36 protein-coding genes are annotated in these 24,263 nt (G+C 56.6%); 6 read left to right on the forward strand and 30 right to left on the reverse strand.

The features are described from left to right. Positions 1 to 3: 3 nt before the first annotated feature. On the forward strand, positions 4 to 786 hold the full coding sequence (locus tag ACUVOF_RS16100) for a TSUP family transporter (protein WP_447045304.1): 783 nt from the start codon (positions 4 to 6) through the stop codon (positions 784 to 786). A gap of 10 nt (positions 787 to 796) precedes the next feature. Here the strand turns inward: ACUVOF_RS16100 and ACUVOF_RS16105 are convergent, their stop codons facing one another. Continuing rightward, complete coding sequence (locus ACUVOF_RS16105; RefSeq protein ID WP_447045438.1) at positions 797 to 2,020, reverse strand: MFS transporter; 1,224 nt, start codon at positions 2,018 to 2,020, stop codon at positions 797 to 799. 369 nt (positions 2,021 to 2,389) lie between these two features. Here ACUVOF_RS16105 and ACUVOF_RS16110 point away from each other — a divergent pair, with 369 nt between their 5' ends. Continuing rightward, entirely contained in the window at positions 2,390 to 3,739 is a 1,350-nt protein-coding gene (locus ACUVOF_RS16110; RefSeq protein WP_447045305.1) for a tyrosine-type recombinase/integrase, read from the forward strand. On the opposite strand, the gene ACUVOF_RS16115 is transcribed toward ACUVOF_RS16110, so the two are convergent. The 14 genes from ACUVOF_RS16115 to ACUVOF_RS16180 form a co-directional block, all read right to left on the reverse strand. Next, on the reverse strand, positions 3,734 to 4,051 hold the full coding sequence (locus ACUVOF_RS16115) for a hypothetical protein (protein ID WP_447045306.1): 318 nt from the start codon (positions 4,049 to 4,051) through the stop codon (positions 3,734 to 3,736). The two genes, ACUVOF_RS16110 and ACUVOF_RS16115, sit on opposite strands and share 6 nt — an antisense overlap. Further along, positions 4,048 to 4,383, reverse strand: coding sequence for a hypothetical protein (locus ACUVOF_RS16120; protein WP_447045307.1), 336 nt, complete (start codon positions 4,381 to 4,383; stop codon positions 4,048 to 4,050). Before ACUVOF_RS16120 ends, ACUVOF_RS16115 begins: the two co-directional genes overlap by 4 nt. After that, the gene (locus tag ACUVOF_RS16125) at positions 4,380 to 5,009 is read right to left on the reverse strand and encodes a hypothetical protein (protein ID WP_447045308.1); all 630 of its coding nucleotides are present in this window, start codon (positions 5,007 to 5,009) and stop codon (positions 4,380 to 4,382) included. The genes ACUVOF_RS16120 and ACUVOF_RS16125 overlap by 4 nt, the downstream gene beginning before the upstream one ends. Then, positions 5,009 to 5,440: a hypothetical protein gene (locus ACUVOF_RS16130; RefSeq protein ID WP_447045309.1), complete on the reverse strand. Its 432-nt coding sequence runs from the start codon at positions 5,438 to 5,440 to the stop codon at positions 5,009 to 5,011. Before ACUVOF_RS16130 ends, ACUVOF_RS16125 begins: the two co-directional genes overlap by 1 nt. Continuing rightward, positions 5,430 to 5,555 (reverse strand): hypothetical protein, encoded by a 126-nt coding sequence (locus tag ACUVOF_RS16135; protein ID WP_447045310.1) that lies wholly within the window; start codon positions 5,553 to 5,555, stop codon positions 5,430 to 5,432. The genes ACUVOF_RS16130 and ACUVOF_RS16135 overlap by 11 nt, the downstream gene beginning before the upstream one ends. Further along, on the reverse strand, positions 5,548 to 5,847 hold the full coding sequence (locus ACUVOF_RS16140; protein ID WP_447045311.1) for a hypothetical protein: 300 nt from the start codon (positions 5,845 to 5,847) through the stop codon (positions 5,548 to 5,550). Before ACUVOF_RS16140 ends, ACUVOF_RS16135 begins: the two co-directional genes overlap by 8 nt. A 60-nt stretch (positions 5,848 to 5,907) precedes the next feature. Then, complete coding sequence (locus ACUVOF_RS16145) at positions 5,908 to 8,175, reverse strand: replication endonuclease (protein ID WP_447045312.1); 2,268 nt, start codon at positions 8,173 to 8,175, stop codon at positions 5,908 to 5,910. After that, positions 8,172 to 8,459 (reverse strand): hypothetical protein, encoded by a 288-nt coding sequence (locus tag ACUVOF_RS16150; RefSeq protein WP_447045313.1) that lies wholly within the window; start codon positions 8,457 to 8,459, stop codon positions 8,172 to 8,174. The genes ACUVOF_RS16145 and ACUVOF_RS16150 overlap by 4 nt, the downstream gene beginning before the upstream one ends. After that, positions 8,459 to 8,734 (reverse strand): hypothetical protein, encoded by a 276-nt coding sequence (locus ACUVOF_RS16155; protein ID WP_447045314.1) that lies wholly within the window; start codon positions 8,732 to 8,734, stop codon positions 8,459 to 8,461. The genes ACUVOF_RS16150 and ACUVOF_RS16155 overlap by 1 nt, the downstream gene beginning before the upstream one ends. After that, complete coding sequence (locus tag ACUVOF_RS16160) at positions 8,731 to 9,141, reverse strand: hypothetical protein (protein WP_447045315.1); 411 nt, start codon at positions 9,139 to 9,141, stop codon at positions 8,731 to 8,733. The genes ACUVOF_RS16155 and ACUVOF_RS16160 overlap by 4 nt, the downstream gene beginning before the upstream one ends. Before the next feature lie 23 nt (positions 9,142 to 9,164). Next, the gene (locus ACUVOF_RS16165) at positions 9,165 to 9,542 is read right to left on the reverse strand and encodes a hypothetical protein (protein WP_447045316.1); all 378 of its coding nucleotides are present in this window, start codon (positions 9,540 to 9,542) and stop codon (positions 9,165 to 9,167) included. Beyond that, complete coding sequence (locus ACUVOF_RS16170) at positions 9,539 to 9,838, reverse strand: ogr/Delta-like zinc finger family protein (protein WP_447045439.1); 300 nt, start codon at positions 9,836 to 9,838, stop codon at positions 9,539 to 9,541. The genes ACUVOF_RS16165 and ACUVOF_RS16170 overlap by 4 nt, the downstream gene beginning before the upstream one ends. Positions 9,839 to 10,110: 272 nt before the next feature. Continuing rightward, positions 10,111 to 10,311 (reverse strand): ribbon-helix-helix protein, CopG family, encoded by a 201-nt coding sequence (locus ACUVOF_RS16175; RefSeq protein ID WP_125746381.1) that lies wholly within the window; start codon positions 10,309 to 10,311, stop codon positions 10,111 to 10,113. Positions 10,312 to 10,344: 33 nt separating this feature from the next. Beyond that, positions 10,345 to 10,551, reverse strand: coding sequence for a hypothetical protein (locus ACUVOF_RS16180; protein ID WP_447045317.1), 207 nt, complete (start codon positions 10,549 to 10,551; stop codon positions 10,345 to 10,347). A gap of 110 nt (positions 10,552 to 10,661) precedes the next feature. Between ACUVOF_RS16180 and ACUVOF_RS16185 the strand changes: the two genes are divergently transcribed. The 4 genes from ACUVOF_RS16185 to ACUVOF_RS16200 all read left to right on the forward strand — a co-directional run bounded on the left by ACUVOF_RS16185 (position 10,662) and on the right by ACUVOF_RS16200 (position 12,268). Then, complete coding sequence (locus ACUVOF_RS16185; protein WP_447045318.1) at positions 10,662 to 11,366, forward strand: LexA family transcriptional regulator; 705 nt, start codon at positions 10,662 to 10,664, stop codon at positions 11,364 to 11,366. 118 nt (positions 11,367 to 11,484) lie between these two features. Next, a complete protein-coding gene (locus ACUVOF_RS16190; RefSeq protein ID WP_447045319.1) occupies positions 11,485 to 11,775 on the forward strand; it encodes a hypothetical protein in 291 nt (96 codons plus the stop codon). 11 nt (positions 11,776 to 11,786) lie between these two features. After that, positions 11,787 to 12,146: a hypothetical protein gene (locus ACUVOF_RS16195; RefSeq protein ID WP_447045320.1), complete on the forward strand. Its 360-nt coding sequence runs from the start codon at positions 11,787 to 11,789 to the stop codon at positions 12,144 to 12,146. Then, positions 12,143 to 12,268 (forward strand): hypothetical protein, encoded by a 126-nt coding sequence (locus ACUVOF_RS16200; RefSeq protein ID WP_447045321.1) that lies wholly within the window; start codon positions 12,143 to 12,145, stop codon positions 12,266 to 12,268. The genes ACUVOF_RS16195 and ACUVOF_RS16200 overlap by 4 nt, the downstream gene beginning before the upstream one ends. Positions 12,269 to 12,302: 34 nt before the next feature. Here the strand turns inward: ACUVOF_RS16200 and ACUVOF_RS16205 are convergent, their stop codons facing one another. The 15 genes from ACUVOF_RS16205 to ACUVOF_RS16275 all read right to left on the reverse strand — a co-directional run bounded on the left by ACUVOF_RS16205 (position 12,303) and on the right by ACUVOF_RS16275 (position 24,259). Further along, complete coding sequence (locus ACUVOF_RS16205) at positions 12,303 to 12,707, reverse strand: hypothetical protein (protein WP_447045322.1); 405 nt, start codon at positions 12,705 to 12,707, stop codon at positions 12,303 to 12,305. Positions 12,708 to 12,737: 30 nt separating this feature from the next. Continuing rightward, positions 12,738 to 13,199: a Panacea domain-containing protein gene (locus ACUVOF_RS16210; protein ID WP_447045323.1), complete on the reverse strand. Its 462-nt coding sequence runs from the start codon at positions 13,197 to 13,199 to the stop codon at positions 12,738 to 12,740. Positions 13,200 to 13,341: 142 nt separating this feature from the next. Next, positions 13,342 to 14,343, reverse strand: a complete 1,002-nt coding sequence (locus ACUVOF_RS16215) for a phage late control D family protein (protein WP_447045324.1) — start codon at positions 14,341 to 14,343, stop codon at positions 13,342 to 13,344. Continuing rightward, a complete protein-coding gene (locus ACUVOF_RS16220; RefSeq protein WP_447045325.1) occupies positions 14,340 to 14,783 on the reverse strand; it encodes a phage tail protein in 444 nt (147 codons plus the stop codon). Before ACUVOF_RS16220 ends, ACUVOF_RS16215 begins: the two co-directional genes overlap by 4 nt. An 11-nt stretch (positions 14,784 to 14,794) precedes the next feature. Further along, the gene (locus ACUVOF_RS16225; RefSeq protein WP_447045326.1) at positions 14,795 to 17,695 is read right to left on the reverse strand and encodes a phage tail tape measure protein; all 2,901 of its coding nucleotides are present in this window, start codon (positions 17,693 to 17,695) and stop codon (positions 14,795 to 14,797) included. Positions 17,696 to 17,714: 19 nt separating this feature from the next. Continuing rightward, complete coding sequence (locus ACUVOF_RS16230) at positions 17,715 to 17,855, reverse strand: GpE family phage tail protein (protein WP_447045327.1); 141 nt, start codon at positions 17,853 to 17,855, stop codon at positions 17,715 to 17,717. A 26-nt stretch (positions 17,856 to 17,881) separates the two neighbouring features. Further along, the gene (locus tag ACUVOF_RS16235; RefSeq protein WP_447045328.1) at positions 17,882 to 18,232 is read right to left on the reverse strand and encodes a phage tail assembly protein; all 351 of its coding nucleotides are present in this window, start codon (positions 18,230 to 18,232) and stop codon (positions 17,882 to 17,884) included. Between the two features lie 66 nt (positions 18,233 to 18,298). Further along, positions 18,299 to 18,808: a phage major tail tube protein gene (locus tag ACUVOF_RS16240; RefSeq protein WP_447045329.1), complete on the reverse strand. Its 510-nt coding sequence runs from the start codon at positions 18,806 to 18,808 to the stop codon at positions 18,299 to 18,301. A gap of 43 nt (positions 18,809 to 18,851) precedes the next feature. Next, positions 18,852 to 20,357 carry a phage tail sheath protein gene (locus tag ACUVOF_RS16245; protein WP_447045330.1) on the reverse strand — a complete coding sequence of 502 codons (1,506 nt, stop codon included), beginning with the start codon at positions 20,355 to 20,357 and terminating at the stop codon, positions 18,852 to 18,854. Between the two features lie 176 nt (positions 20,358 to 20,533). Further along, the gene (locus tag ACUVOF_RS16250) at positions 20,534 to 20,839 is read right to left on the reverse strand and encodes a hypothetical protein (RefSeq protein WP_447045331.1); all 306 of its coding nucleotides are present in this window, start codon (positions 20,837 to 20,839) and stop codon (positions 20,534 to 20,536) included. Continuing rightward, on the reverse strand, positions 20,836 to 21,264 hold the full coding sequence (locus ACUVOF_RS16255; RefSeq protein WP_447045332.1) for a DUF4376 domain-containing protein: 429 nt from the start codon (positions 21,262 to 21,264) through the stop codon (positions 20,836 to 20,838). The genes ACUVOF_RS16250 and ACUVOF_RS16255 overlap by 4 nt, the downstream gene beginning before the upstream one ends. A 145-nt stretch (positions 21,265 to 21,409) precedes the next feature. Further along, entirely contained in the window at positions 21,410 to 22,390 is a 981-nt protein-coding gene (locus tag ACUVOF_RS16260; protein ID WP_447045333.1) for a phage tail protein, read from the reverse strand. Between the two features lie 12 nt (positions 22,391 to 22,402). Further along, a complete protein-coding gene (locus tag ACUVOF_RS16265) occupies positions 22,403 to 23,029 on the reverse strand; it encodes a phage tail protein I (RefSeq protein ID WP_447045334.1) in 627 nt (208 codons plus the stop codon). After that, positions 23,022 to 23,933: a baseplate J/gp47 family protein gene (locus tag ACUVOF_RS16270; protein WP_447045335.1), complete on the reverse strand. Its 912-nt coding sequence runs from the start codon at positions 23,931 to 23,933 to the stop codon at positions 23,022 to 23,024. The genes ACUVOF_RS16265 and ACUVOF_RS16270 overlap by 8 nt, the downstream gene beginning before the upstream one ends. Continuing rightward, positions 23,930 to 24,259, reverse strand: coding sequence for a GPW/gp25 family protein (locus tag ACUVOF_RS16275; protein ID WP_447045336.1), 330 nt, complete (start codon positions 24,257 to 24,259; stop codon positions 23,930 to 23,932). The genes ACUVOF_RS16270 and ACUVOF_RS16275 overlap by 4 nt, the downstream gene beginning before the upstream one ends. Positions 24,260 to 24,263: the final 4 nt, after the last annotated feature.

Genomic DNA, 24,263 nt, shown 5'->3' on the forward strand with positions numbered 1-24,263 from the left:
GCAATGACGGATCTACTCTGGTACCAGTATCTACTGATCGGGCTCATCTTTGCCTGGAGCGGTTTTGTGCGAACCAGCCTAGGGTTTGGCGGCGCTGTACTGGCGCTACCTTTCCTACTCCTAGTGGTCAACGAACCGCTGGTGTTCCTGCCGATTATTGCCATTCATCTGCTGATTTTCTCCAGTTGGATTGCCTGGAGCGGGCATCGCCAACTGCAGAAAGCGGGGGCGGGAGACGCCTCACCGGAAAGCAATATCGATTGGGGCTACCTGTTCAAAGCTCTAAAGATCATGATCATTCCCAAGCTGGTTGGGGTAGTGGGGCTGCTGACACTACCCGCTAACGTGATGACCAGCATCATTTTCGGCATCGTATTCATCTATGCCATTGGTTATGTGCTAAACAAGCCGTTCAAGAGCAAGAATAAGTACGTGGATTACGTGCTGCTGGCGCTGGGTGGCTATGTCAGTGGTACGTCGCTGATTGGTGCACCGCTAATCGTGGCGGTGTTCGCGACGCATGTGGCCAAAGCGCAGTTGCGGGATACCATGTTCGTGCTGTGGTTTATTCTGGTGGTCATCAAGATGGTCTCGTTCCTGATTGCAGGTGTAGACCTTCAGCTCATCCACCAGCTGTGGCTGCTGCCCTGTGCGTTTATTGGTCACCTGGTGGGCGAGAAAGCCCATCGCTATATGCTAAAAGCGGACACCGGGCTTTTTTTCCGTGTGCTGGGGGCCGTGCTGATTTTGGTCAGCGTTGTGGGATTAATTCATCCACCCGCGTAAGCACTGATGCTTAAAGTTGGCTGTCTGCCTTTAGCGTCGTCTTACTCAATATGATCAGCACGACGGCCAGCAGCCCGCACACCACCGCCATGCCGGTAAACACATTACGCAGCGACTCCAGCCAGATGACTGCCGGAGCGACCACCACCGGGGAGGCGAACTGGCCGAAAAAGAAGGTCGAGGTAAAACCGCCAAATACCCGGCCGCGCACGCGCTGAGGCGTGATCCGCATCAGCCACGTGGTGGTATTCGGCATGAAAGCCCCCAGGCCAAACCCGGAGATCGCCGCGCCCACAATGGCCATGGCGTAACTTTGGGTGAAGCCCACCACTAAAAAACCGGCGGCCGCCAGGAAAAAACCGAGCACATAGATCGTCATTACCGACAGGAATGGCTTGTAGTAGCCATAGCAAAACGCCACGATGCTGGCCGTTAGCGCTGACATGGAGAGCGCCACGCCAATGGCCATGCCGCTAATCTGGCCCTGTTGAGAAAGCAGAAAGGGCAACTGGGCAGGAAACATATAAAACATCGCCATGCTGATCATGGCGATCAGATAGGCAAGGCCGGTGCGCCCGACATCTACTTTGACCGGCGCATTGCTAGAATCATGGCTGTTGTCGTCACTGGATTTGGGTTCTTGCAGAATTGCCCAAGCATAAGGCAGTAAAAGCACGCCGGTCAGATAAAGCAAGAACGGGCCGCGCCAACTCCAGTCGGAGAGCAGCCCGCCCAGATTAATAAAGATCACCCCGCCCAACGCCATGCAGCTACTCTGCAGCCCCAGAAAACGGGCGCGTTCGGCACTATCAAAATAATCGCCTACCAGTGTGGTGCTAATGCTAAGAATGCCAGCCACCGCAATCCCCATTAGCGCCCGGGAACTCAATAGCAGATCCACGCGATCAATAAAAAAGCCCGAAACACCGGCAAAGCCATAAATGAATAGCATCGCCAGCAGTAGTTTCTTGCGCCCAAACCGGTCAGCCAGATACCCCATCAGTGGGCTGAACAGGGTAATCATCAGCGCAGGAATAGTCAGGATCAACTGAATCAACACCTGCGGCTGGTCAGGAAAGTGGCGGCTGATCCCCGGCAGCGCAGGTGCGATAATCGCCCCCGACATCACGGTCATGGTGCTGGCGAATAGCAGTACAGCCTTTATATGCGTTAACTGGCGAATGGTCTTGGCCCACTTAAAAAGGAAAGGAAAGGGTTCAAAGCAACCACCAATCTTAGCATAGCTGTTAGCAGGCTATTTTATTTTTGAGCAGCGCTTTAATATCAAGTAGCAGCGAGTATCACCTATTTGACGCCTAATTTTTAGGCAACAAAAAACGGCCACTTGCTGTGTTAGCTAAGTGGCCGTTTTTCATAGTGTTCTTGGTCGGAATAGCAGGATTCGAACCTACGACCTCTGCCTCCCGAAGGCTTGTGGATAAGATAACTCTATATATCCCCATATTGGTGTGGATAAGTTAGGCCAATAACAATCAATAGCTTATGAGTTAAACATCTATTCTACTTGTTGCTGGCTATCGCCCCCTTTATCCTCATCTTGCTACCTATTTGCTACCCAGTTTTTTTACCTTTTGGAGTATTCGTGGGCAAGAGCACCGATAAGGCTAAGCTGACTGCGCGTTTTTTGTCAGAGCTTAGCAAGTTGCCGCCTGGAAATGATGTTTTCGATACCGAGCTAGCAGGTTATCACGTTCGTCATCGCCCGCGTGGGCTGACTTTCCGCCTGTATTATCGGACCAAGTCCGGCGCCCAGCGCATGCTAACCATTGGCAAGTACGGTGTTTACACTGCTGCCCAGGCTCGCGAAACCGCGCGCGAGGCCTTGGCCGTAGTTGCCCAAGGCGGCGATCCCCGCGCGGTGATTGAAGAATCGAAAGCCGAAGCGACACACCAGCAGCAACAAACGCTTAGAAATTACCTTCAGACTGATTATGCGGAGCACCAGAAGCGACGCAAGGATGGAGCCGCCACGCTAAAGCGTATCGAAAATAGTTTTGGCGACTGGCTAGATAAGCCCATGGACACTCTCAGCCTGGGCGATGTTGAGCGCTGGCAATCCCAAAAGGAAGCTGGAGCCCCGGATTCCTTGCCACCGATAAAGCCCCAGGCTTATCAAACCCTGAAACGTTCCTACGGCGCACTACAAACACTGCTTAACCACGCGGCTAAGCGCGGTGTTATCACCCAGAACCCGCTAAAAGATATCAAGCTGCAAAAGCCAGCGCTTACCAGTGATCAACTTGACGCCGACGAAGGCCGCCGTTACCTCGAAAACAGCGAGCGCGAATCCTTTTTTATGGGCCTGAATGCCTATCAGGAAGAGAAGCGCGCCCAACGCCGGAGCAGCCGCGCCCACGGCAGACGGTATTTACCCGACCTCGATTCGGTGGCTTATGTTGACCACGCGGTACCGTGGCTATTGCTCATGTACTACACCGGCTTTCGCCCTGGTGATTTGTTTGGGCTGCGCTGGCCACAAATTAATTTTGAGTTTAAGAGTATTCGAAAGATCATCGAAAAAACCGCGCACCAATCGCCTGAGCCGCAAACGTTCCCGCTTTCGGATCAAGCCTTTCAGGTTTTGGAAAGCTGGTGGTTACAGCACGGCAAACCCAGCAGCGGGTTTGTTTTTCCTTCGCCGGTGACCGGCAAGCGGCTAGGCAAAGATGCCATGCGGGGGCCATGGAAGCGCGTTAGAGAACTGGCGGGACTACATGAGGGGATGGTGCTTTATACACTGCGCCATAACTTTGCGAGTCAATTGGTGATGGTGGGCGTAGATCTTCTTACCGTTAGCAAACTGATGGCTCACACCGATATTCAGACCACTATCAAATATTATGCCCACCTCCAGCCCGACCATAAGCGAAACGCGGTTCAGTTGTTCGCTCAGATCGGGCAGGGGGAAGAGGTCATAAGCAAGCCATTATAAGGCGATGGACGAACCGCGGTGCATTGATGCCTCGGCGGTGCTCGAATAGCTGTCGCTCGCTTCCAGCCATGCGTAAACATCGGACAGCCGATAGCGCACATGGTGGCCACGCTTCACGAATTTAGGCCCAGGCCTACCGAGTAGCTGGCCAGTGCTGCGCGCCTTTCGCGCCGTCGCTGGCATGGCGGGAATGAGTCGAGGAAATACCACCACGTCGGGCAGCTCAATCATGGCCAGGTCTACGCCTGCTTTTGCGCGGGCCAAGGCATCAGTTAACTCTTTATCAATATCACGCATTTCTGTAGTGCTCATTGGCTCTTCTCTCCCTTTTGACGCGCCCGCCAGCGGTTGAAGCGGTTGCGAATCATGCGAAACGTTTGGCACGCCTGGGGGTTGCTATCCAGCTCGGCGCGGCTGGTGATTTTGCAAGCGGCGACAAGCCAGTCGCGGGCATCGGTAGCGGTGTGGGTGCCGTCGGGTAACTGGCTTTCGGTTAGCTGGTTTTTGTACCGGCGGCGGCGATCTAGGTAGAGCTGGAACGCTTTATCTTGGCAAAGCATCGCGGCCTGTTGGGCGTAGGCGCCGCCTTTGGGCGGCGGCGGCGTTCTCGCCGGCGGGGCGTGATTTTCTCTAAATTCCTTCATGCGACCACCTCACTTTTATATCCATGCTTATTATTCGCCTGGCACTTTCTAGCTAAACTAACCAGCCATTCAGCCAGCAAAGGCGGGGTATGTTCTCGCTCTGCTTTGGTAATCTCTGGCCGCCAACCGTAATCACCCCTTTGAAGCCTTTTACCGTCTTTGCGCCGGCCGCTGGTACCTACTAGGCAAGGCGCATCACCAAGAATGATCGGTATTTCTGGAATATCGCACGGCTCGCAACCGACGATGTAAAGCCGAGTTGCCTTTTCTGCTCGATGCCCCCACCAGTGTTGGTTTATCGGAAGCGTCCACCCGCCAAATGCATCGCGACTGCCTGGCTCGGGAAGCCCTGCCGCCGGCCAAAGAGATGATTTTTTAGGGTGTTCAAGTACTCCTCCAAATTTTCTAACCCATTTAACCGCCAGTAATGCCAGTTCCTTTTCACCTGGTGCAGCTTTGGCCATTGCCCTAAGTTGGCCCCGCGCCCGGCAGGGTGGATGTGCAATCACCGGGCAGCCGCCGGGCCAGCGCCTGGCGTCGCGCTCGGCGTCCCATACGTCAACAGCATCAAACTCTTTGTAATTACTATCGCGCCTACAAAACAGGGCTGCTACCTGGCTTACCATCACGCACCCCCTTCGGCTTGTCGGCGTAGCCTATTGCTTTCATTAGCTGCACATACAGCCGCATAGGCCTGTTTACTTTTTAAACTGGCGTCGTCGCCGGTTTCTGACTCTTGGCTTTTTCTATCCGCCAATCTATCCATTGCCTCTATCTGTTTGAACAGATCACGGCGGTCGAGGCTGGTGGCTGTTGGTCCACTAGCCAGAATATCAGCCAGCTTACTTTCCCCAGCGCGCAAGCCTAAGTATTCAGTATGTCGTTTTATCCGCTCAACATGCGCTTCCAGCCCTTCAAAACGCGCCTGCATCTTCTGCCGTAGCTTTATCTGATGCTCTTCTGCTACGCGGTAGTCGTCGCGTTGCTCACTCAGCAGGTCGATTTGCTTGGCGGCTTCCACGGGGTTTTCGCGCACCCACTCGATATCAATTGCCATCGTCGAGGTACTCCTTTTCAAACTCTTCGGGGAATTTGCCGCCGCGCACGATGCCGATGGCGATGACGGCGCATAGGGTGGCCAGGGCCACCAGGGCGAAGATGTAACTAGCCATTGGCTTCCGCCTCCGTTGGCTCTTCCGGTACAGCCCGCTCACCGCAATGGGGGCAGTAAGTCGAAAGCACCTGGGTTTTTTCTTTCTTGGTGGCCATACCGCCGCCGCGCTTTTTGGGTGCCTGATATTCGATCTCGACCGGCACCGCGTAACGGTGGTCGATGCCATTTTCTGTGAAGGGAAAAACGTAGTGGCCAACGGTCACTTCAAGCCCTTCGTAGCCTTCCGGAAGCTGCTCGATGATGCGTTCCATTAGCTTTTCTTTGACGGTATCGCTGCATTTGCACTGCATGGGTTGCTCCTTTTGGGTTTCGGCTAGCAAAGCTCGGGCGGGAAGTATTCTTCCTGCTCGCTATACGGTGATGGGGGGGGGCGGGGCGAAGAGTTTTCGGGCTGCCTCGCGGGCGTTTATTGCGTCTTGGTACTCTGCTTCGCGGTCGGCTCTATAAAAATCGGAGCTCTGCCACGCTTTGAAGCGTTCGAGCTGGGCTTTTAGCTCCGCTGGTGATGGCTCTCGGGGCTGAATATCTGGCCCCTGCGTACAGTTAGTGACACGAGTCCAAGGGCTTTCGGCTTCGCCTACAGCCTGAAAATCCACCCCCACCCCGGCGCCTTTCGCGCGCACTTGCCACTTGTAGACGCGGGTCATGTACTCGCTGGAAAAGCCAGGGCGGCCGGTGGCCACTAGACCGAACGTCACCTTTTGTTCTTCGCCGTAGCGACCTTTTGCGACCATGGCTTCGCTGCCGTAGTACTCGCCGGTGGCGTGGCTAAACGTCTCGATGTTTTCGCCCATGTTCATTTTGGTTTCGATCCAAGGCTTGACCGGCTGGTCTTTGCGCTTGGTCATCGGGCCACCCATGAGCCGTAAGAACTGGTCCCACTGGCCCGCGTTGGCGGCCTTGCGGATTTGGGCAAAGCGCATCGCTGCGCAGGGGTGCGGGTGTGTGGCGGCCTCCCAATCTTTCAGCATCTGGTCTTGCTTCTCGGTGAGGCGGCGCACTTCACGCCAGACCGTGACGCTGGGCAGGCCGAGGAACTGAAATTGGCGGATGCCCCACACGCTCGCCCACGCCTCGATGCGTGGGGCGCTGGTTTTCATTTCACGGCCGTACTTGTCCATTTCCATGAACTGTTCGCCATTAATGTTTTTCGAGATGTACTTGGCCACGTACCCGGCGGCTGTTCCCTTCTCATAGTCGATGCGCTTGGCATCAAAGCGGGCGGTGGTCTTGCCCCAGCGGTTGAATAGCTCTTCTGGGTTCGCCTCTTCGGCGTACTCGCGAAGGGTGCCGGTTACCGCGTCCTCATCTTCGGGCTTCATCCAAACAAGTAGGTGCCAGTGGGGCGTGCCATCGTGGTGGGGCTCGACGACACGAATGCCGTAAATACCGATGTCATCGCGGGCCAGCTTGGCGCGGATCTTCGCCCACAAGCCTTGCAAATACTGCTGAGTCTCGCGGGGCGTGGCGCCTTGATACTTCGGGTTACGAAAGCAGTTACTAGCGACCACCGGGTGATACTTTGACGGCGCGGTCATGGTGTAGAACATGCCCACGTGACCGAGGCGGCGGGCTTCGGCTTCGGTGTCGTTAATGCGCAGCATTAGCTCGGCCCGGCGGTGATCGGGATTGGCCAAGCCCAGTTCTGCCAGCTCGGCGAGCGTGTAGGTTTGGCCTTCCTGGTTGATAGCCTCTAACGTTTCCAGCAACGCGTTATTGCGGAATATCTGAGAGCGGCGGCGCTCGACGGTAAAGTCACTGCAGTAGATACCCGCGCGCATATGCACGCGGTGAGCCTCGCGCATCACTTGCTCTACGGTGCGCCCACATAGACGGCGCAATTTACGACGCCACACGCTAGGGCAACTCAGCTTGGCCAACTGAGTTTTAGCCGGTAGCTTTTCGCTGGGCGGGGCGATCCCATGCATTGCACAGCGGTGGCGGCCCTGCTCAATAGCAGCGACGCGCACCACGGAAATGCAAAGCGGGCGCAGATAGTGCCATTGCTGAAAGCGGAAATTGCCGATAAAGGGCGGTTTAGTGAACTGGTTACGGGCGCGGGCGCAAGCGTCTTGGTAGGCGCGGAACTGCTCCGACAATGGCACGCCTTTAACGGCCACCATCTTCGGCTTCGGCGGCGGGAAAATGCCTAGCCGCTGCAGCCGGTTGGCCTTGGCAATATCGCCTATCAAGAGACTCGCGTTTTTATCGATCGCCGCCGCTTGGGCCTGGGCGTAATTGACCAGGGCGTCGTCATCGTGGGTGGCGTTCAAGCCGCAAATGACTAAGCGCTTTTCAATAGTCTTTAACCACTCGCTAGCAGCGTGCAAGCCTTCAATGGTGGTGGTGCCACGTTTGATAATCGCGTTCATAGCCCGCGTTAGTGCTGCACGAATAGGAAGGAAACGACCGAGAATAAACGACGGCTCTACCAGCCCTTGAGCGTTACGGCGTAACCAGCGGTTAGCCGCTGCGTGGCCATGCTGCCTGGATACGTAGACATAGCCGTCGGCCAACTGGTCAGCAAGCGAAGGCAAGGGCGCGAACCTCTCCTGTAGAAACAGGTAGCAATCTTTCGTGCCCGAGCTGTATGCAAAGGCTTTATCAAGCGGCTTCATTGCTCGTTCTCGATATCAAAAATGCCTGACACCTCAGCTTTCGCGTTAGCTAGCCGAGTCACTAATTTTTCTATAGCCATCAAGCGCAGCTCTAAATAAACACGCTCTTCTGTATCGATTAGGGCTCTCGTATTAGCTGTAAGCAGTGCATTGATACGCGTCTCTTCACTGCCCACCTTGCTCATCATTTCTTCGATAACACTGACCGCTTGTCGCTTTTGGTCTGCGTTTTCGTCGATAGCCAACTTGTAACTGCCTTTGTATGCTGCCTTGATAAGATCCATCACTGATCCACCTCGTTAAAGCGGTTGGCGAGACTTCCGGCGGCGCGATCCACACCGACCCAGCGCGGTTGCTCTTGGTGCTGAACGGTGGCGATGTCGATTTGGTAATCAGCCAACACGCTTTCAATTTGCGTTAGCTGGCAGCCGAACTTATCCGCTTCGCGTAGCAGCTCAGCGGCGGCCATCTTGCAGCCCTGTTTATCTAGCTGCTGAGCGAGGTAGTCGAAGCGGGCCTTGGTGACGTAAAGGCCTTGCATTGTGGTTTGAATATTCACGCGACCCCTTTTTCGATCAGGTTTAGCCAATGCAGCGCGGCTTTGGTGTTGTTTTCCGCCAGGGCTTGGCGGGCGTGGCTGGCCAGCTCGCGGCTGGGGTGTTGGCGTTCGCCGTGGAGGCGACCTTTCAAGCGGTTGGCGTAGTCGCTCATGCGGTGGATGGCACCGCGCAGGGATTCGCGTTCGGGCTTGTTGAGCTGGCCGATTTGCAGCGTTGAATCCTGCAGCAGGTCGGCGGATTTGAGCAGTAAGCGGCGCTCTTTATGGGGCAGTTCAGCCCATAGCTCGACGAGGTCGAGATCATCCGAGCGTTTGTGCAGCTCGGCGCGGAGTTCGCCAAAGCCCGCGCGGTCGGTTTGAACGCGGGGTGGGGCTTGGCGGGCGGGTAGTGGGGTGACGTTAGCCATGATGTCTCTCCAAAAAATTCAGCTCAGTGCTCAAGAACGACAGGGCGTCGGGTATCGGCATCGACCACTTGGGCCATGCCTGCATCGCGGGCTTGTTTGATGATGCGGTCGAGGTCGCGCGCGGTGAGCATGACCGGCTTGCCGCTGGCGACGCGGAAGATGACGCAATGTGACGTGGTGGCATCTACGTCAATGCGCGCGGAGAGGTTGACGCTATCCAGATCGGCGAAGGCCTGGATGGCGGCGACTTCGGCGGTGTTCTCGCTGATGCCGTAGTCGTTGACCATCGTGCCAATGGTGATGCGCAGCGCTTCGACGCGGCTATCCCAACGGTTTTGCCATAGCAGCTCGGTGGCGAGGTCGAACGGGGCTTTCGCGGCTTTAATCGGTGTGACGTTCATGGTTTCGATTCCTTCTTGGGTTCATCGATCAGGCGGATTTGGCCTTGGTTTTCTAGCCCCACCTTTTGCTTTAGCCAGGGGGAGAGCTTGATATTCACCGCTAGATTTGGGCGGTAGCTCGGGGCTAGCGTCTCTGAAATGCTCAACGCGGCCTTGCAGCGATACCCGCATTTGAATTCGTTGGTGCAATGCAGGTAGAGCTCGCGGTACTCAGGTAAATGCGTCTTCGAAGTCCGCACTTTCATGTAGCTACCGCAATGAGGGCAGTCGAACCGGAGCCGACTGACCTCTTGCATTGCGCTTTCATCTTCGTTTGGCTCAGTCACTTGGCCCTCTCTTCACTTCGTAAAGGGCTCGACCCCGCCCGGTCATCCGGTTGCCATTGACCCGGATGCTCCGCGATAGCAGGAACTCCATGGCGGCTTCGTCGGATTCAAGCCCGTGGCTTTCGCGAACCTGCCTGAGCGCGGCTTCAATCTCAGGATCCATCGTGATGTCTGTTCGCCTATCTCTGGTGGGCATGCGTCACCTTTTCGGGGGTGGAACAGGGGTTGAAGAAGGGGCGGCATTACCCCGCACGGTCGCCCATACTTTTTTCGTGCAGGTCGCCAAGGCCTACCAGCTCGCGGGCTTGTCTCATGATCATTTCCCGCATGAGCGCAGCTTTGCTAATGCCTTGAAGGTTTGCGTGAGCCGTAATCACGGCGTCTTCGTACTCATCCAGGTAAACGCTTTTCTTGGTGCGGAGGCGCTTAGTGTCCTGATACATGAGGGCTTTCCTTATGCAGTGTGTGAGCAAGGGTTAATCGGCGATGAGGGTTTCTTGCTGATACTGGCTAAGGCCTCGAAGGATCAGCATTCGCGTAGCGGCTGAGCGCGAGCGGATTTCAGTGGAGGCTATTTGTTCAATCAGCATTTTTTCGTTGGGTGTGACGTTGACGCTGAACTGCTCAGTGCACCGGTTTTCACCCACTTTTGGGATGTGGCTAATAGCGTTTGGAGCTTTCATGGTTTAGGCTTCCATTCAATTACAGTCATGTACTTTACTGGCTTGTTCGAATTCTGGGACAAAATATCCCAATAATCGAATGAAAAGTATTCATGTTATGGAATATTAAAATGCAAACAGATCATCTAGGCGCGCAAATACTTGAAAGGCTTAGAATTGCCTACGGCGTTAAGAATGATCAGCAGCTTTCAAAAGTTATTGGGCGGGCACCTTCGACAATCCATAACTGGTCGAAAAACGGAAATATCCCAACTTCTGAATGCATAGAGGCCGCTAAAAATACTGGCGTATCCCTAGATTGGTTGCTTGCTGGTAAGGGTATTGGCCCTGATTCTGAAGACGGCCCCGGCATAGCGGAGCAACAGGCGCTTTATTTAGATGAACGGCTAAATAATCCCAACGTGGCGTCGATACCTATGTATGACGTTGAGTGCGCGGCGGGCAGCGGGCGGGACTTCACAGAAGAGAAAGTACTGGGTTATTTCCATATGGATCGCGCTGTTTTGGCGGAGCTGAAACTACCGGCGGAATCCGGCGCTTGGGTGCGGGCGCGCGGCGATAGCATGGTCGGCACGATAGACGACGGCGATTATGTGTTTGTGGACTTCACACAGCGCGACCCTACGCGGGAAGGCGTGTACCTGATTCTTAGTGATGGCGAGCGCCGCATTAAGCGCATGCAGCGCGTGGCGGGCGGCGGATGGCTACTGATCAGTGATAACAATCGTTATGAAAAAGAGTTAATCGCACCGGATAAGAAACAGTTTGTAGAAGTGTTGGGAAGATGCCTTGTTAATCTAGGCCAAGTACTTTAAATAAGTGTGTAGAACTATAAAGGGGAATTGAATGCTTAAACTAACTACTCAATTAACAACGGCTTTATTGATCTCATGTCTTTCATTATCAGCTTCTGCCAGCACTAAAGGAGAACTAATGGATGAAGCGCTAGAGCTGGTCTCTATCGGCTTTGATATGGCTGAATACAGCTCATCTTCTAACACTGATGATGTTGTTCAGTGCATGAATATGATGGATGAGCACCAACACAAATCTAACGAACTTCGCAGCCGTGTTACTGAACTGCCATACAGCACCTTTCAGAACAACATGGAGCTTGCCTCTATTGATTTACGCCGCTGCCTTTCATGCATTCCAGATGCCGTTTCAAGCTGTGAAGACGTCGAAAAATTTGTCGACGATGCCGAGCTAGCACTTGATGAGTAGCGAGGCACGCAATGCGCTTAACTTACCTTGGCCCGATGGCGATGGGCATTGAGCACCCCGCGCTTGATGGCGTTGATTGCGCGGGTTATTCGCCGAGCTGTTTTGCGGTGGAGGTGACGACCGAGGCGGGCGTGCATGGGGCGGTAATCGAGGGCGATGTGCTGCTGGTGGATGAGGCGCGCGGCCTGGGTCACGATGATTATGTGGTGGTGGAAATGGATGATTCGTTATTGCTGTATAAGACCTTTCGCATCGGCCCACGCTTTCGCTTGCTGCCACCTAATGGCGGTACCGGTTTGATGGCCACGGCGCGGATGGTGCGCGGCGTGGTGGTGCATCAGGCGCGGTGTCAGTTGGATGAGGCGTTATGATTAATGTTCGACTGATACGCTTTGTCGAGCGGCGCCCCTGGTTGGGTAATTTTATCGCTGGCTTGATGACAGCGGTGCTACTCGCGGCCCTTCTCCGCCTGATTATTTGGGCGATCACCTGAGGCACTTAATAAAAAGCCCTGCTTAGTGCGGGGCTTATTTTTTGGATTTACCGTTCAGTATCGGCTCTAGGTATTTGATGATAACCCCGCCTATCGCGCCACTGAAAAACATTCTGTCTATTTCTTGAATGTTTTTACTCGAAAGCCAGTGCAATTGCTCTGGCATTATGATGTGGACCACTCTGACTAAAAAAATCAATATCAGGCTTGTACCTACTACTCGTAACCCAATGATAAATAATTTATGAAAGACGTCTCGCGTGGTTTCGTTTCGGTGGTCGTTGGCTTCTAACAGTGATTTATCCGTTGCTCTTCTTAGATTACCGCTTTGGAATTCACGGTTTTCCTCTTGAGCGGCCTTATCTTCTTTGCCATTCCCTTCCAGGTCATTACCGATTTTCCCAAGCCGATCACTTCGCTGTTCATCTATATCCGGCACATGCACCTCTACAAACAAAAAACGCGAGCATTACGCTCGCGCTAGTTGCTGATAATGATCTCTGATCAATGGCGTTGGGATAATGAGTCCCTGAAGACCTCTGTTATCCCATGTTTTGTCCCATGGGGTGCCTGGCTTATGGGTAATTGACGACAGTCGAATACCGTCGTGCTTGCCATAGGTATTCCATACTTGATCAATCAGTGCCTGATCACCCTCATCTATATGGCTATTGAATGAGGGTTCTTCAAGTTCGCTTTGTATCGGACTGCTCCGATACTGCTTCACTTGTTCGTAGAGTTCAGGGATGACCGGACCGTATTTCCAAGCCTGCACCTCTTCCAGGAAAAGCGGGCGGTTATTAATGCCCAGGCTCCAACCGTGAGCGATATAGACCAATTTGAGCAATTTCATCGGGGTCAGATCATTGTTCCCCGAGTCACGAGCCTTGCGAATAAACGCGTTCGCAATCGTGTTTAATTGATAAGTCATGATGGCCTCCTTCTTACCAACAGCGCTTATTTCTAGGGTTTTGTAAGTTACGCGCTGCGTTGGGATCGGTAGATTACCTTACAGTACATTATAGGACAACGTTCACTACTGTTCTGTTTAATTCCCATGTTGTTATTTTTACCTAGTTGGGGGCGGTGTGTTCGCCGTTGCGGGTTTCGAGCTGTAGGGCGGTGGTGTAGCTGGATTCGGTTAGGTTGTGGGTGACTTCGGTGATGATCCAGGGCGTGGCGTCTATTTGCGGTTTCCAGCCGATGCACCAGACCGGGGTTTCTGGGAATACCTCGGGGTCGCCTACTGCCTGGGTGATGCTGAAATAGGCGGTCCCGCGTTGGATGCGTTGCCATTCTGCTTGGGCGGCGTCGAGTGCTTCGGCTTCACTGGCGTAGGTGTGGCGTAGCTGCTGGGCGTTTTGTGGCTCGCCTACTGTCACCGCTTCGCGGGTGGCGTGGGCGGTGTTATTCCATAGGGCGGTGACGCCGGTGTAGGCGTCGCGCTCGGCCATTAGGTAGCGGTGTTGGTCGCCGCTTTGGCGGCGCAGTATGAACGGGGGGATCTCTAACCCGCTGGCGGTGGTGGCTTGGCCCATGGGCACGAATATTAGATTGCCGCTTTTGACGGTGGCCACGGCGTCGAATCGCTCGGCAAGGCGGGTTAAAAAGTGCAGGTCGCTTTCATCGGTTTGATCAATATGGACAACGCGAGCGCCCGCCAGCGTGGCGCCGACGCTGGGGGTGAGGTCGTGGCGTTTGGCGATGGTGGTAATGATGTCGCGGACGGTGACTTCATCCCAACTCTGGGTACGTTTGCCGGGCAGGCCTTGGCGCATATCGGCACTTGAGGCGCGGATGCTGAGTGTGTCGGGGGCGCCGGTATGTTCGACTTCGTCCACTGTGAATGTGCCGCGTTCGCTAAGGGCTTGGCCTTTCCAACCGATGGCCAGGGTGATCTCCGCGCCGGTGGGCGGTATATCGAGCGTGCCATCGTCATCGGTTAACACCATATCGAGCTGGTCGGCTTGCATACCGCGCCGGTCATGAAGCGTGAGCGAGGCGAGGCGGGCGCGAAACTCTGGGCTGATGGTTTGGCCTTGTAGCGTGATGCGGTAGTCGGGCTGGATGCTCATGCGAGCGCCCCGGTGATGGCACGTAGGGCGCGGTTTTCGAGTACGCCGAGCAGCTCGGTTCGGCCTTCGTCAATGCGGGTTAGCTTTAGGTCGAATTCGATTTGCTTGGCGGCACCGTCGCGGAAAAACTCGCTTTTGCGCTCCTGGAGGCTTTCGATAGCAAACATGCCGTAATACGTGCCGGTGCCTTCGATCAATGGCCACGCGCGGCCCTGGTCGGCGAGGGCGCGCAGCATGTCGAGGTTTTGTTGGCCACCGGTGAACATGGGTAGTAGCTGGCCGGTGAGGTTGATGGTGTCGTCGCCGGGACCAAGGAATTGATGGGTAGGCCGCGCGTTGACGCGGCTTTGGCTGGCGTGGCGCCAGGTGGTTTGGCGTTGTAGCTCTTGATAGGCGGCGGTATTGAGTCCAAACACGAACATGCCGTAACTCATCATCATTTGAATGGCTCCTAATCGTTATCGTGGAAGTTGCGGCGTTGCGCGGCGGCGAGCTTACTTTCGGCTTCGCGTAGGGCGCGCTGCACCTCTACGCCTACCAACCGGGCCAGGGCTTGCTCATCCATGCCCGGCGCTGCATTCACAGTGAAACCGCCCAGGTTGATCGTGACGCTACCCGCGTCGCCGCTGGTATGACTTTGCAGTGGTGGGCGGGCGTCGATTTGAATGCTGCTGGTGTCGACGCTGGCGGCGGCGCCGGTGGAGAGCCCCGCGCTGAGTATTAAACCGCCGGCGGCGTTGCGTAGGTTGTTGGCCAGGGCGCGGACTTGCTTCAACGGGCCATCGGAATCGCCCTCGATACCGTTGGCCAACCCTTTGGCCACGTCGATACCGATGCTACGAAACACGCGACTAGGGGAGTGAGTGTCCAGGCGTTCGCGGGCTTCGTCTTCTGCCCCACCTGTTAGCCGGTTTATGGCCCCTCTCGCCCACCCGGTTGCACTTTCAATACCATCGCCCAGACCCTTGGAAATATCTTTTCCGACATCGACCGCACCGCTCACGGTATCGCCCATCCAGCCTGCTATGTCGCTGGCCAATCCGGTTACGTAGTTGCGCAGCTCGCCGACCTTGCTGGTGATACCGCCGATGATGCCATCGACAATCATGCTACCGAAGTCGCTAAATTTTTCCGGCACGGTAATGCCTAGCCGCTCAACGGTGCTGATAATGGCGTTATAAATCAGGCCGAACGGTGACCAGTTGACGAGCAGCCGAGCGACTCCGCCCACACCTTCATCGAATGCGGCTTTGACTTGCTGCCAAAGGCCAACGAAAAACGTTTTGATGGGTTCCCAGTATTTGTAAATCAGGAAGGCGGCACCCGCGATGGCGGCAATACCCCATCCGATGGGGCCTATTGCGATTAACAAACCTTTGAGCGCACCGGCTACCCAAGGGATGGCAGTTTTGGCGATCCATCCCAACGTTTTACCCAGGCCACCTGCTTTGATACCCAAGGTGGTCATGGCGAACTTGGTGAACAGTAGCGGGCCTAGAATGCTGGCCATCATCATCGTGACAGCACCGCCGACGGTGGCCAGGGCGATCATGCCCGCTGCCACCTTGGCGATAGTGCCGGTTAGTTCAGGGTTGGCTTTGATCCAATCGCCGACGCCGCGCGTGATCTCGGTAATGTTCTGGACTAGTTGGCGTAGCGGGCCGTCGTTGGTGTCGGTAATACTGATGCCGACCTCTTCCCAGGCGCTGCGCAGGTTCTTTAAATCGCCGCCGATGTTATCAGCCATGACTCTGGACATTTCGGCGTTTTCACCGGCGTTGTTTTGAAGCGCATTGATCAATTCATCAAGCTGGCCATCGGCCATGCCGTTGACTAGCTCGGTCATTCCCGACCCGGCTTCAGCGCCGAAGATAGCGGAGAGCATAGCGCGTCGCTCGACGTTGCCTAAATCGCGTGTCGCGTTGTTGAGGTCGCGGAGAATATCGGGCATGTCGCGCATGTTTCCGCTGGCGTCTGCCACCGAGAGATTAAGGGCTTCCATGGCATCGCGACCTTCCTTGGCGGGCTTGGTTAAGCGGTTGCTCATCGCTCGCATGGCAGTACCGGCCATACTGCCCTGGATACCGATATTCCCCATTAGGCCTGCCATTGCGGCGGCTTGCTGCATGGTGAGGTCTAAATCTTCGGCGCCGCCCAGGTACTTCATGGTGTCGCCGAGCATTTCGAGACTGACGTTCGCGCGGCTGGCGGTACCGGAGAGAATGTCTCCCACGCGGCCCATCGCCCCCTCAACTTCCATATCGATCTTGAAGGTACCAGCGATATTGGAGGCGATGTCCGCCGCCCGGGCTAGCTCAGTATTGTTGGCCAGCGCTAGATTCAGGACATCACGCATAGACGATTGAATCGCTTCGGCACTCATGCCCGCGCGCAATAGGAATTCTTGCCCGCCGCCGACTTCGGTGGCACTGAATGCCGTAGAGCCGCCGAGGTCGCGGGATTGCTGGCGTAGGCCTTGGTAGCGTTCATCTTCGGCACCGAAGCGGCCCACGGCTTGCAGGGTGCTCATCTGTTCCGCCCAGGCAACGCCGGGGGTTAACAGGCGCGAGGCTGCATAACCTGACGCCATGCCGGTGCCGAGCATGCCCATGCCCACGCCTTGGGCGCGGGCGACGTTGCCCATGCTGTTTTGATACTGGTCTCGGGCGCGGGTTAATCGCTTTTGCCGTTCGGCGACTTCGGCAAGGTGGCGTTTTTGCTCTTGCAGCGAGGTGTTTAGCCGATCCTCTTTGGTGCGTAGCTCGCGAGCGCTGCGGCCAAGGTTGTCGGTGCTGATGCCCGCTTCGTCGAGCCGTGTTTTTAGCCCCCTGATGCGCTCGGTTTGGGTGGCGTGGTTTTGGGTTAGCCGTTTTACCTCTTCGCCTGCGTTGCGGGTTCGGTTGCGGTATTCCTTCATCGATCGGGCGGAGCGATCGAACTCGGTTTGCTGGCCGTGCAGGCGGACGCGGGCGCGTTCTAATGAGGCGCTTAGCTGGTCGGTGGGTTGCTTGGTGTTGAGTAACTCTTTAGCCAGCCGGTCGTATTCGCGGCGTGCGACGGTGAGGCCGGATTTTATGCCGACGTGGGCTTCGCGCTGGCGTTCCAGTGCCTGGGTGTATTCGCGGTTGCGGTTTTGGGCGTCGCGCATCGCGCGGGAGTTGGTGCGTAGCGCGGCGTTGGCTTTGCGGTAGCTGGTGAGGTCGCTTTGCTGTCGTTGCAGCTCTTTGAGCTGGTCGCGGGTTTCGCGCATCGCTTGGCCGGTTTTTCCGGCGCCTTCGCGCATGCGCTTTAGTGGGCCGGTGACACGGTCCACGGCGTTGAGCATCACTTGCAGTCGTAGATCGCGTGCCATCGGTTTACCTTCTGGTTACTTATTTGCCGCCTTGCTTGCCTTTGGGCTTGCTGCCTTCGTGGCGTTTGCGGGCGCGTTCGCGCCATTCCATGAGTTCTTCTAACTCCATGCCGTCCATGGCTTGGGGCTCCCAGTGAAACACCATGGCCAAGTCGGCCATGGCGTCTTCGACGAACTCGGGAAGCGTTAGGCTTCCACTTCCTTGTACTTTTTTGGGGTTAAAAAACCGTTCAGCGCCGTGCCTAGCTGGACGAGGTCGACGATGTCCATGGTTTTCAATTCGGCTTCGGTGAGTGCCGGGGATGTAATGCGGGGCATGACTTTGGTAAGGGCGGTCACGTCCAGGTTCATGATGTCGACCAGGGAGACGCCACGCATACCGCCGGACATGGGCTTGCGCACGGTGATTTCTTTCACCAGCGTTTTGCCACGCTGCAGCGGGGTTTCCAGCTCGACTACCTCAGTGGGTACGCCTGAAGCGGTGGCTGGCTGGGTGTCGGTGGTTTCTGCTGCTTGGGTTTCGTTCTTGTCAGTCATGGTGATGCGTTCCTTTGATTGGGTGTGGCCGCCGGGGCGGCCGTGGTGAGTGAGTCGGGTTGGCTTTTATAAACCGAGGGCGCGGCGGCGTTCGGCTAGGCGGTCGGTGCCGCGAACGATGAAGACGAAGCCGGGGACGTCGCGCTCGATGATGTCTTCGCCGTCTACCGTGAGTTTGAAGTAGCTGAGAGTGGTGGTGATGCTCTTGGTGTTGTTGTCGCCCTTACTGGCGTCGCCCATGCCGATGGTTTTGTGGCGGCCGCGCATGACGATCTCGACCGGGATAATGCCGCCGTCTTCGTCGGATTCGTAAGAGCCGGTAAAGCGAAGCATTGTGGCGTCGTGAATCGCGCTGCCGTAGGTGTCGAAGATGTCGACGATCATCCCGCCGGCCGTCCATTCGAACGTTTGCAGTTCGTTACCGTGGTCGACTTCGATGGGGCCGTCCATGCCGCCGCCTTCGTACTCGACCATGCGGCGGGCGAGTTCGGGTAGCGTCAATTCTGGAATCTGGCCCTGCCAGTTGTTGCCGTCGCCGAACAAGTTAAAGTCTTTGAGAATGTGAGGTAGTGCCATTGTGGCTTGCTCCTGTTAGTGCCTATTGCTGCTGGGCGGCGGCTTATTCGCTGATGCGGTCGGCAAAATCGACCAAATAACGGTCGGTGATGCGCTGCTGGAACGTTAAATCTTCCAGAGGCGGCACCGGGGTGTAGTCGTAGTCGATGTAGAGCTTGCCGCTCTTCAAGACTTCGGGGCTGTTTAGCTCGGCATCGAACCACGCGGACCCGCCGATGATGTACCCCTTGCGGGTCAGCTCGCGGAACTTTGCGTTGACGCCTTCGATGATGTCGCGCACCAGTGATGGGTGCATCGGTTTGTCGATGGCCCAAAAGTGCGCTTCGGCGATGGTGTCGGCGAGCACCTGGGCGGTGCGTGTGTAAGACTCGAACGCGAAGAGGGGATCTGCCGAACAGGTGCGGGAGCCCCAGAAGCGGAAGCCTTCTTTGCGAATGAGCGTTGTTACATCGGCTTCGTTGAGGTAGCCCGCATCGGTATTGGGGTCTTGCAGATCCCAGGACAGCTCTTTGGTGATGCCGGTGACGCCGTTAACCGGCATGTTGGACAGGGTTTTATGCCAGCCGATTTCGTTATCGAGGCGCGCGCGGTGGCCTAGCGCCTTGGCGACGGCGGGGAGTGGCAGGGTTTCTTCGGCGTCGACGTCGAATGCTTGCCAGTTTGGCCAGATGATCATGACTTCGCGCTGGCCAAAATTTTCGCGGTACATGCGGGCTTGTTCTTTGGTTTCGCAGCCGTGAGCGAACGCATACACAAATCCGCGCAATTGCTGGGCGATGCCTGCGAGGGCGGCGGTTACCGCCTGGGTGTCTAGGTCGGGTGCGCCGAAGATGCGGGGCTTCACGCCGAACTTGGTTTCCGCCGCGGTGAAGGCTTGGATGCCGGTTTTCTTGCCTGTTTCTTGATCGACTCCGCCGATAACGTTGGCGGTGGTGGCGTCTGCGTCTTCGCCCTTTTCAACACGCACTACCACTACCACGGCTTTGGTTTCGTCGACGATGGCCGTTAGCGCCCGGCGCAGCGTGCCGCCCGCGCCTGCGTTGCCAATGGCGGTGTAGATGTTGGTGATCAGTACCGGTTCGTTAAGCGGGAAGGGTTCATCCACGCCGCCGGTTAACGCGACGCGCTCGGCGGTGGTGACGACGTCTTGGCCGGTGCTTTCCACTGCAGCGGTGACCACGGCGGCGGCTTCGGCGTTGACGGCATCGACGACTTCGGCGGCGGTGCTGAGGATTTCGCCCTCGGCGTCGGTGGCGAGTGACACTGTGATGCGCTTTTCGTCGACGGTGACGTTAATCGCGGCGGAGGGTTCGCCGGGGTCTTCAAAGGTAATACGGATGTTGTTACCGGGAATACCGACATTGGCGGCGGTGAACACGATGCCGGAGTCAGGCTCGATACCGTTAATGGTGGCGGTGGCTTTTTCGCCGGGGCTGGCATTAGGTGCCGTGGCGGCTAGGCCGATAACGGCGGTGCTGATAGTGCGAATGGGGCGCGTGCCTTCGTTGATTTCGACAACACGTGCGCCGTGATGGTATTGGTCTGCCATGTGCTTGGCTCCTGCGCAGGTTCAAGCGGGGTTCTGGTTTGACTTGCTGAGTGATGCCCATGGTGTGGGGCTTGCGCGCGGGAGGGTAGCGGCGGGCGTTGTGCGGGGTGGGCTGGACAGAATGCGGGTAGTTATGAAGGGAAAAGCCCGCCGAGTGGCGGGCTTGGTTGGTGGTGTTAGCTCAGCAGTGGCCAGGAGCGTGTCAGTGCTGCGAAGAGTAAGCAGGCTACCAACGGCGCTAGTACATCAAGCACGGAATCACGCGTCCAGCCTTTCCATATCCCTTCGTGCCATTTCACTGGCAGCTTTTCACCCCACTGCCAACCACGGTGATGTGCTATGCGGTATTCGTTCTGTGCAATCTCACGACCGATAAACAGTGTTACGGCAAGCGAGCCTGCCCACCATGGGCCTATCAGTAGCGAGGCGAGCGCCTGAATGGCTAATGCAATCAGTGCGTGTTCGAGTTGGCTTTTATTCATTGGTTATTCCAGCTGATATTTTCCAGAGCAACGCGATCCTCATCATCAAACGCAGCGGTGACCATTGCTTTGAGTTGCCAGCTTTTGGCGTACTGCTCGCTGACGTGGGCTTGGGCGGCATCGGCCAGGGCGAGGATTTCGCTACTTGATAGCTCGTAGGTGTTGTTTGATTCCGCGCGGAAGTGGAACGTTTTATCCGGGTGGCGTTGAGCCGATACCGCCAAGCCGGTGAGGTTTTCGCGGTCACGCTCGCGGGTTTGCACCACGTCGCTTGTTTCGCCGAAGGTGTACTTAAACCCTTCGTTGATGGCGGCGTCGCGGGCGGTTTCGATCTCGCGGCTTTTGCGAGCCGCTATGGTTTCGAGATCAAGCGACGGAATAGGCACCCATGCCAGGCGGCCGTTTTCGTCTGCGCCGCGTTGCATGCCTTCGGGTGGTTCGCCTTGTCCGTATGTTTTCCATTCAGCAGCAGTGAGCTGAATAGCATCAGATGGCCACGACCCCGATTTTTCATAACGAGGCCGCAATTGCTCAGGATAAAATGTATTTTTTGAAGGGCTGAATAACATATCAATAACCTATGGCTATGTAATAAAAGTTTCCGTTTCCACTCCGTGCTCCGTTTTCATCTCTTATTTCAACTTCAAAGCTATTTTTAGATATTGTATTTGGATTAACGCCAATCGTTCTTGTTGACGTCGTCGCGGCCATTCGTCCTCCGGTTACTACCGTTAAACATGCGGCAGGAAACTCAATAGGAAACGAGATTATATCTCCGGCAGTTTTAGCGGATTCCGTAGCCCATTGCAGCACAAGCCCACCCGGCAGCACTTGATACCCCTTAAAGCTTAGAGCTTGATTCTCTCCTTTTAACGCATCGTTAAGTCGACCAGGTGTCAACAATCTCGACAAACTGGCAAGCGCTTGAGCCTCTGCTGCTGATGCTGTTTTTCCTTGTAGCTTTAAAGGGGAGATGAATGCACTGTCGTTTTCACCCCCATCAGTTTCAAGCTGACTGGCGAGGCGGGCCATTCCCTGCTCGGTTTCATTTGCTGCGGGGTGATTACGGCTTTCTTCGTGCTCTGCACGTTGATCATCAACATAGGCGCGGGTGGCGAGTACGACCGAGGGGTCGACCTTTAGAGTGATGGCGGCGGTGCTGCTGACTTGCATGACAAAGCGGATGGTTTGCGTGCGGCCGCTGCCTTCGCTGAGTACCGGCTTGTAGGTTTCGGGGTAGTTGCCGTAGGCGATTAGGTCGTCATCTTCATCAAAAATGCCGACCTCGCGGATCGTCCAGCCGCCGACGTCGGGCGGTAGCACCTGCTCGACGACGATCCAATTGGGGTTGTCGTCGTCGACGTGGCTCGTGTTGATGGCCCCGCGGCGTACTTCGTTGACCAGGGCGGTTCGGTCGCTGTCGGGCGTGGGCAGGGTGCCGCCACCGTCGCCGATGGCGAGCTGGGTAATGTTGATCGTGTCGCCCAGGGCGATGGCGTTGGCGATTTTCGCTTCGCCGATTGCCGTGGGCACGGTGTAGAACTGCGGCATGTGCGTGGCCTCTTATTGGGGGTAGACGGTGGTGGTGTCGATGCTGTGGAGCGCGCCGCCGATATAGATGGCCCCGGTGGTTTGGGTTTCCTGAGCGACATAGGGATAGACGGTGGTTTCGTGGCCGTCGTAGACGGTGCAGCCGAGGTGTATCGCGCCGCGCGTTTCGCCGAGTAGGTCCAGGCCGGTGATGTGGCGGGTGAGCGGCTTGGCGTCGTCGATTAATCGGGTGAGTTCGTCGTACATTTCATCGGTGATGCCGGTTTCGAGTACGCCGATTCTCAAGGCAAACGTGCCGGGCTCGCCTTCTGGGGCGGTTTGCCACCATTCGTCGACTTCCAGCAAATAGCCCAATGGCTCCACGACGCGACGCAGCGCGGCGATGGTGCCTTTTTTGCGGTGCACGTAGAACGAGGTGGCGATTACCTCGCGCTTGGCGGCGGTGCTCCATGCTGGGTCCCAGCGGTCTACGGAAAACGCCCAGGCGAGGTAGGGGAGTAATCGCTCGGGGCAGGTGTAGGGGTTCCAAAGCTGGCGAAGCGGGACCGGGACGCGCTGAATATCGGCGAGGGCTTCGGCGGCGGCGCGCTCTAAGCGGCTGGCGTTGCCGGGGAGCAGGGGGCGGCGTTGGTTACTCATCGCTACCGCCTATCTCGACTTGCGTTTGGGTGCAGTGGGCGGCCTGGGTGTCGTCGAGGACGACATCGGCGGGGGGCTCGCTGAGTTCTACCCGCTGGACGCCTTCGACGTGTAGCGCGGCGTGAATAGCAGAGATACGAATATCGCGACCGATGCGGCGTTGGGTGCTGATGTAGCGGTTTAGCGATTGGGTGGCGGCTTCGAGAATGGGTTCCTGTTCCGGCCCTGGGTAAAGGTAGAGCGTGGCGGCGATCAGGTAGTCGATGATTTCCGCCGATTGCACGGTGAGCCGGTCGCCTACGGGGCGGATGTCTTCGGCGGAGAGCGCGGTTTCGACGATGTCGAGTAGCGCCTGGCTTGCTTCGCCGTCGCCTTCGGTGGAAAGCACGGTAACGGTTGCAGCTGCCGGGCTTGGGCTAATGGCGGCGGCATCGGCGACGCGGCCGTCGGCGCTGAGGGCGTGGAATTTATAGGCGCCGCGTGGGCCTGCAACGCTCAGGCCTTCCCAGGCGCGCTGGGCGCGTAGGCGTAGGTTGGTGTTGTTTTCATAGGTGGGCGGTACCGGCGGTGTGGCGTTGGGGTCGCCGGGGCTAATCATTAGGCGTTCGACTTCGAAGTTAGCGACGAGGTTGTCTAGGTCTTCATCGTTGGCAAAGGGGAGCATGACGGCGCGGGCGGCTTCGTTGACGCGCTGACGCCATACCAGTTCGCGGTAGGCGTTCTCTTGTAGCAGCTTGGTGAGCGGTTCGCTTTCGAGCTGCAGGGTTTGCTCGACCTGGGCGCGCTGCTCGGTGCTTACGAGTTCGAGTAGCGCGGCTTTGCGCTCTTCGAAGACGGTTTCAAAATCTAGCGGCTCGATGACGTTGGGCGCGGGGAGCTGGGAGAGGTCAATGGTGGTACTCATGCGATGGGGACTCCCGCGGTGATGGTCTCGCCGTCGTTGGTTTTGCCGTAGAGCTCAATCAGCACTTGGCCGGGGGCGGCGGTGCTGACGATGCTGCGAGTGCCGGTGATGCTGATTCGGGGCTCCCATTGGGTGACGGCGATGACGGTGGCGGCGTAGACCTGCATTAAGAGCGCGTCGCTGATGGGCATATCGAGCAGCTCGGGGACGAGGCTGCCGTATTCGCGGCGCATGACGCGGGAGCCAATCGGGGTGGTGATGATGTCGGCGATGGATTGGCGGATGTGCTCGATGCCGTCGAGCGGTTTTCCGGTGTTGACGTTCATGCCT

The organism is Vreelandella sp. H-I2, assembly GCF_052959335.1.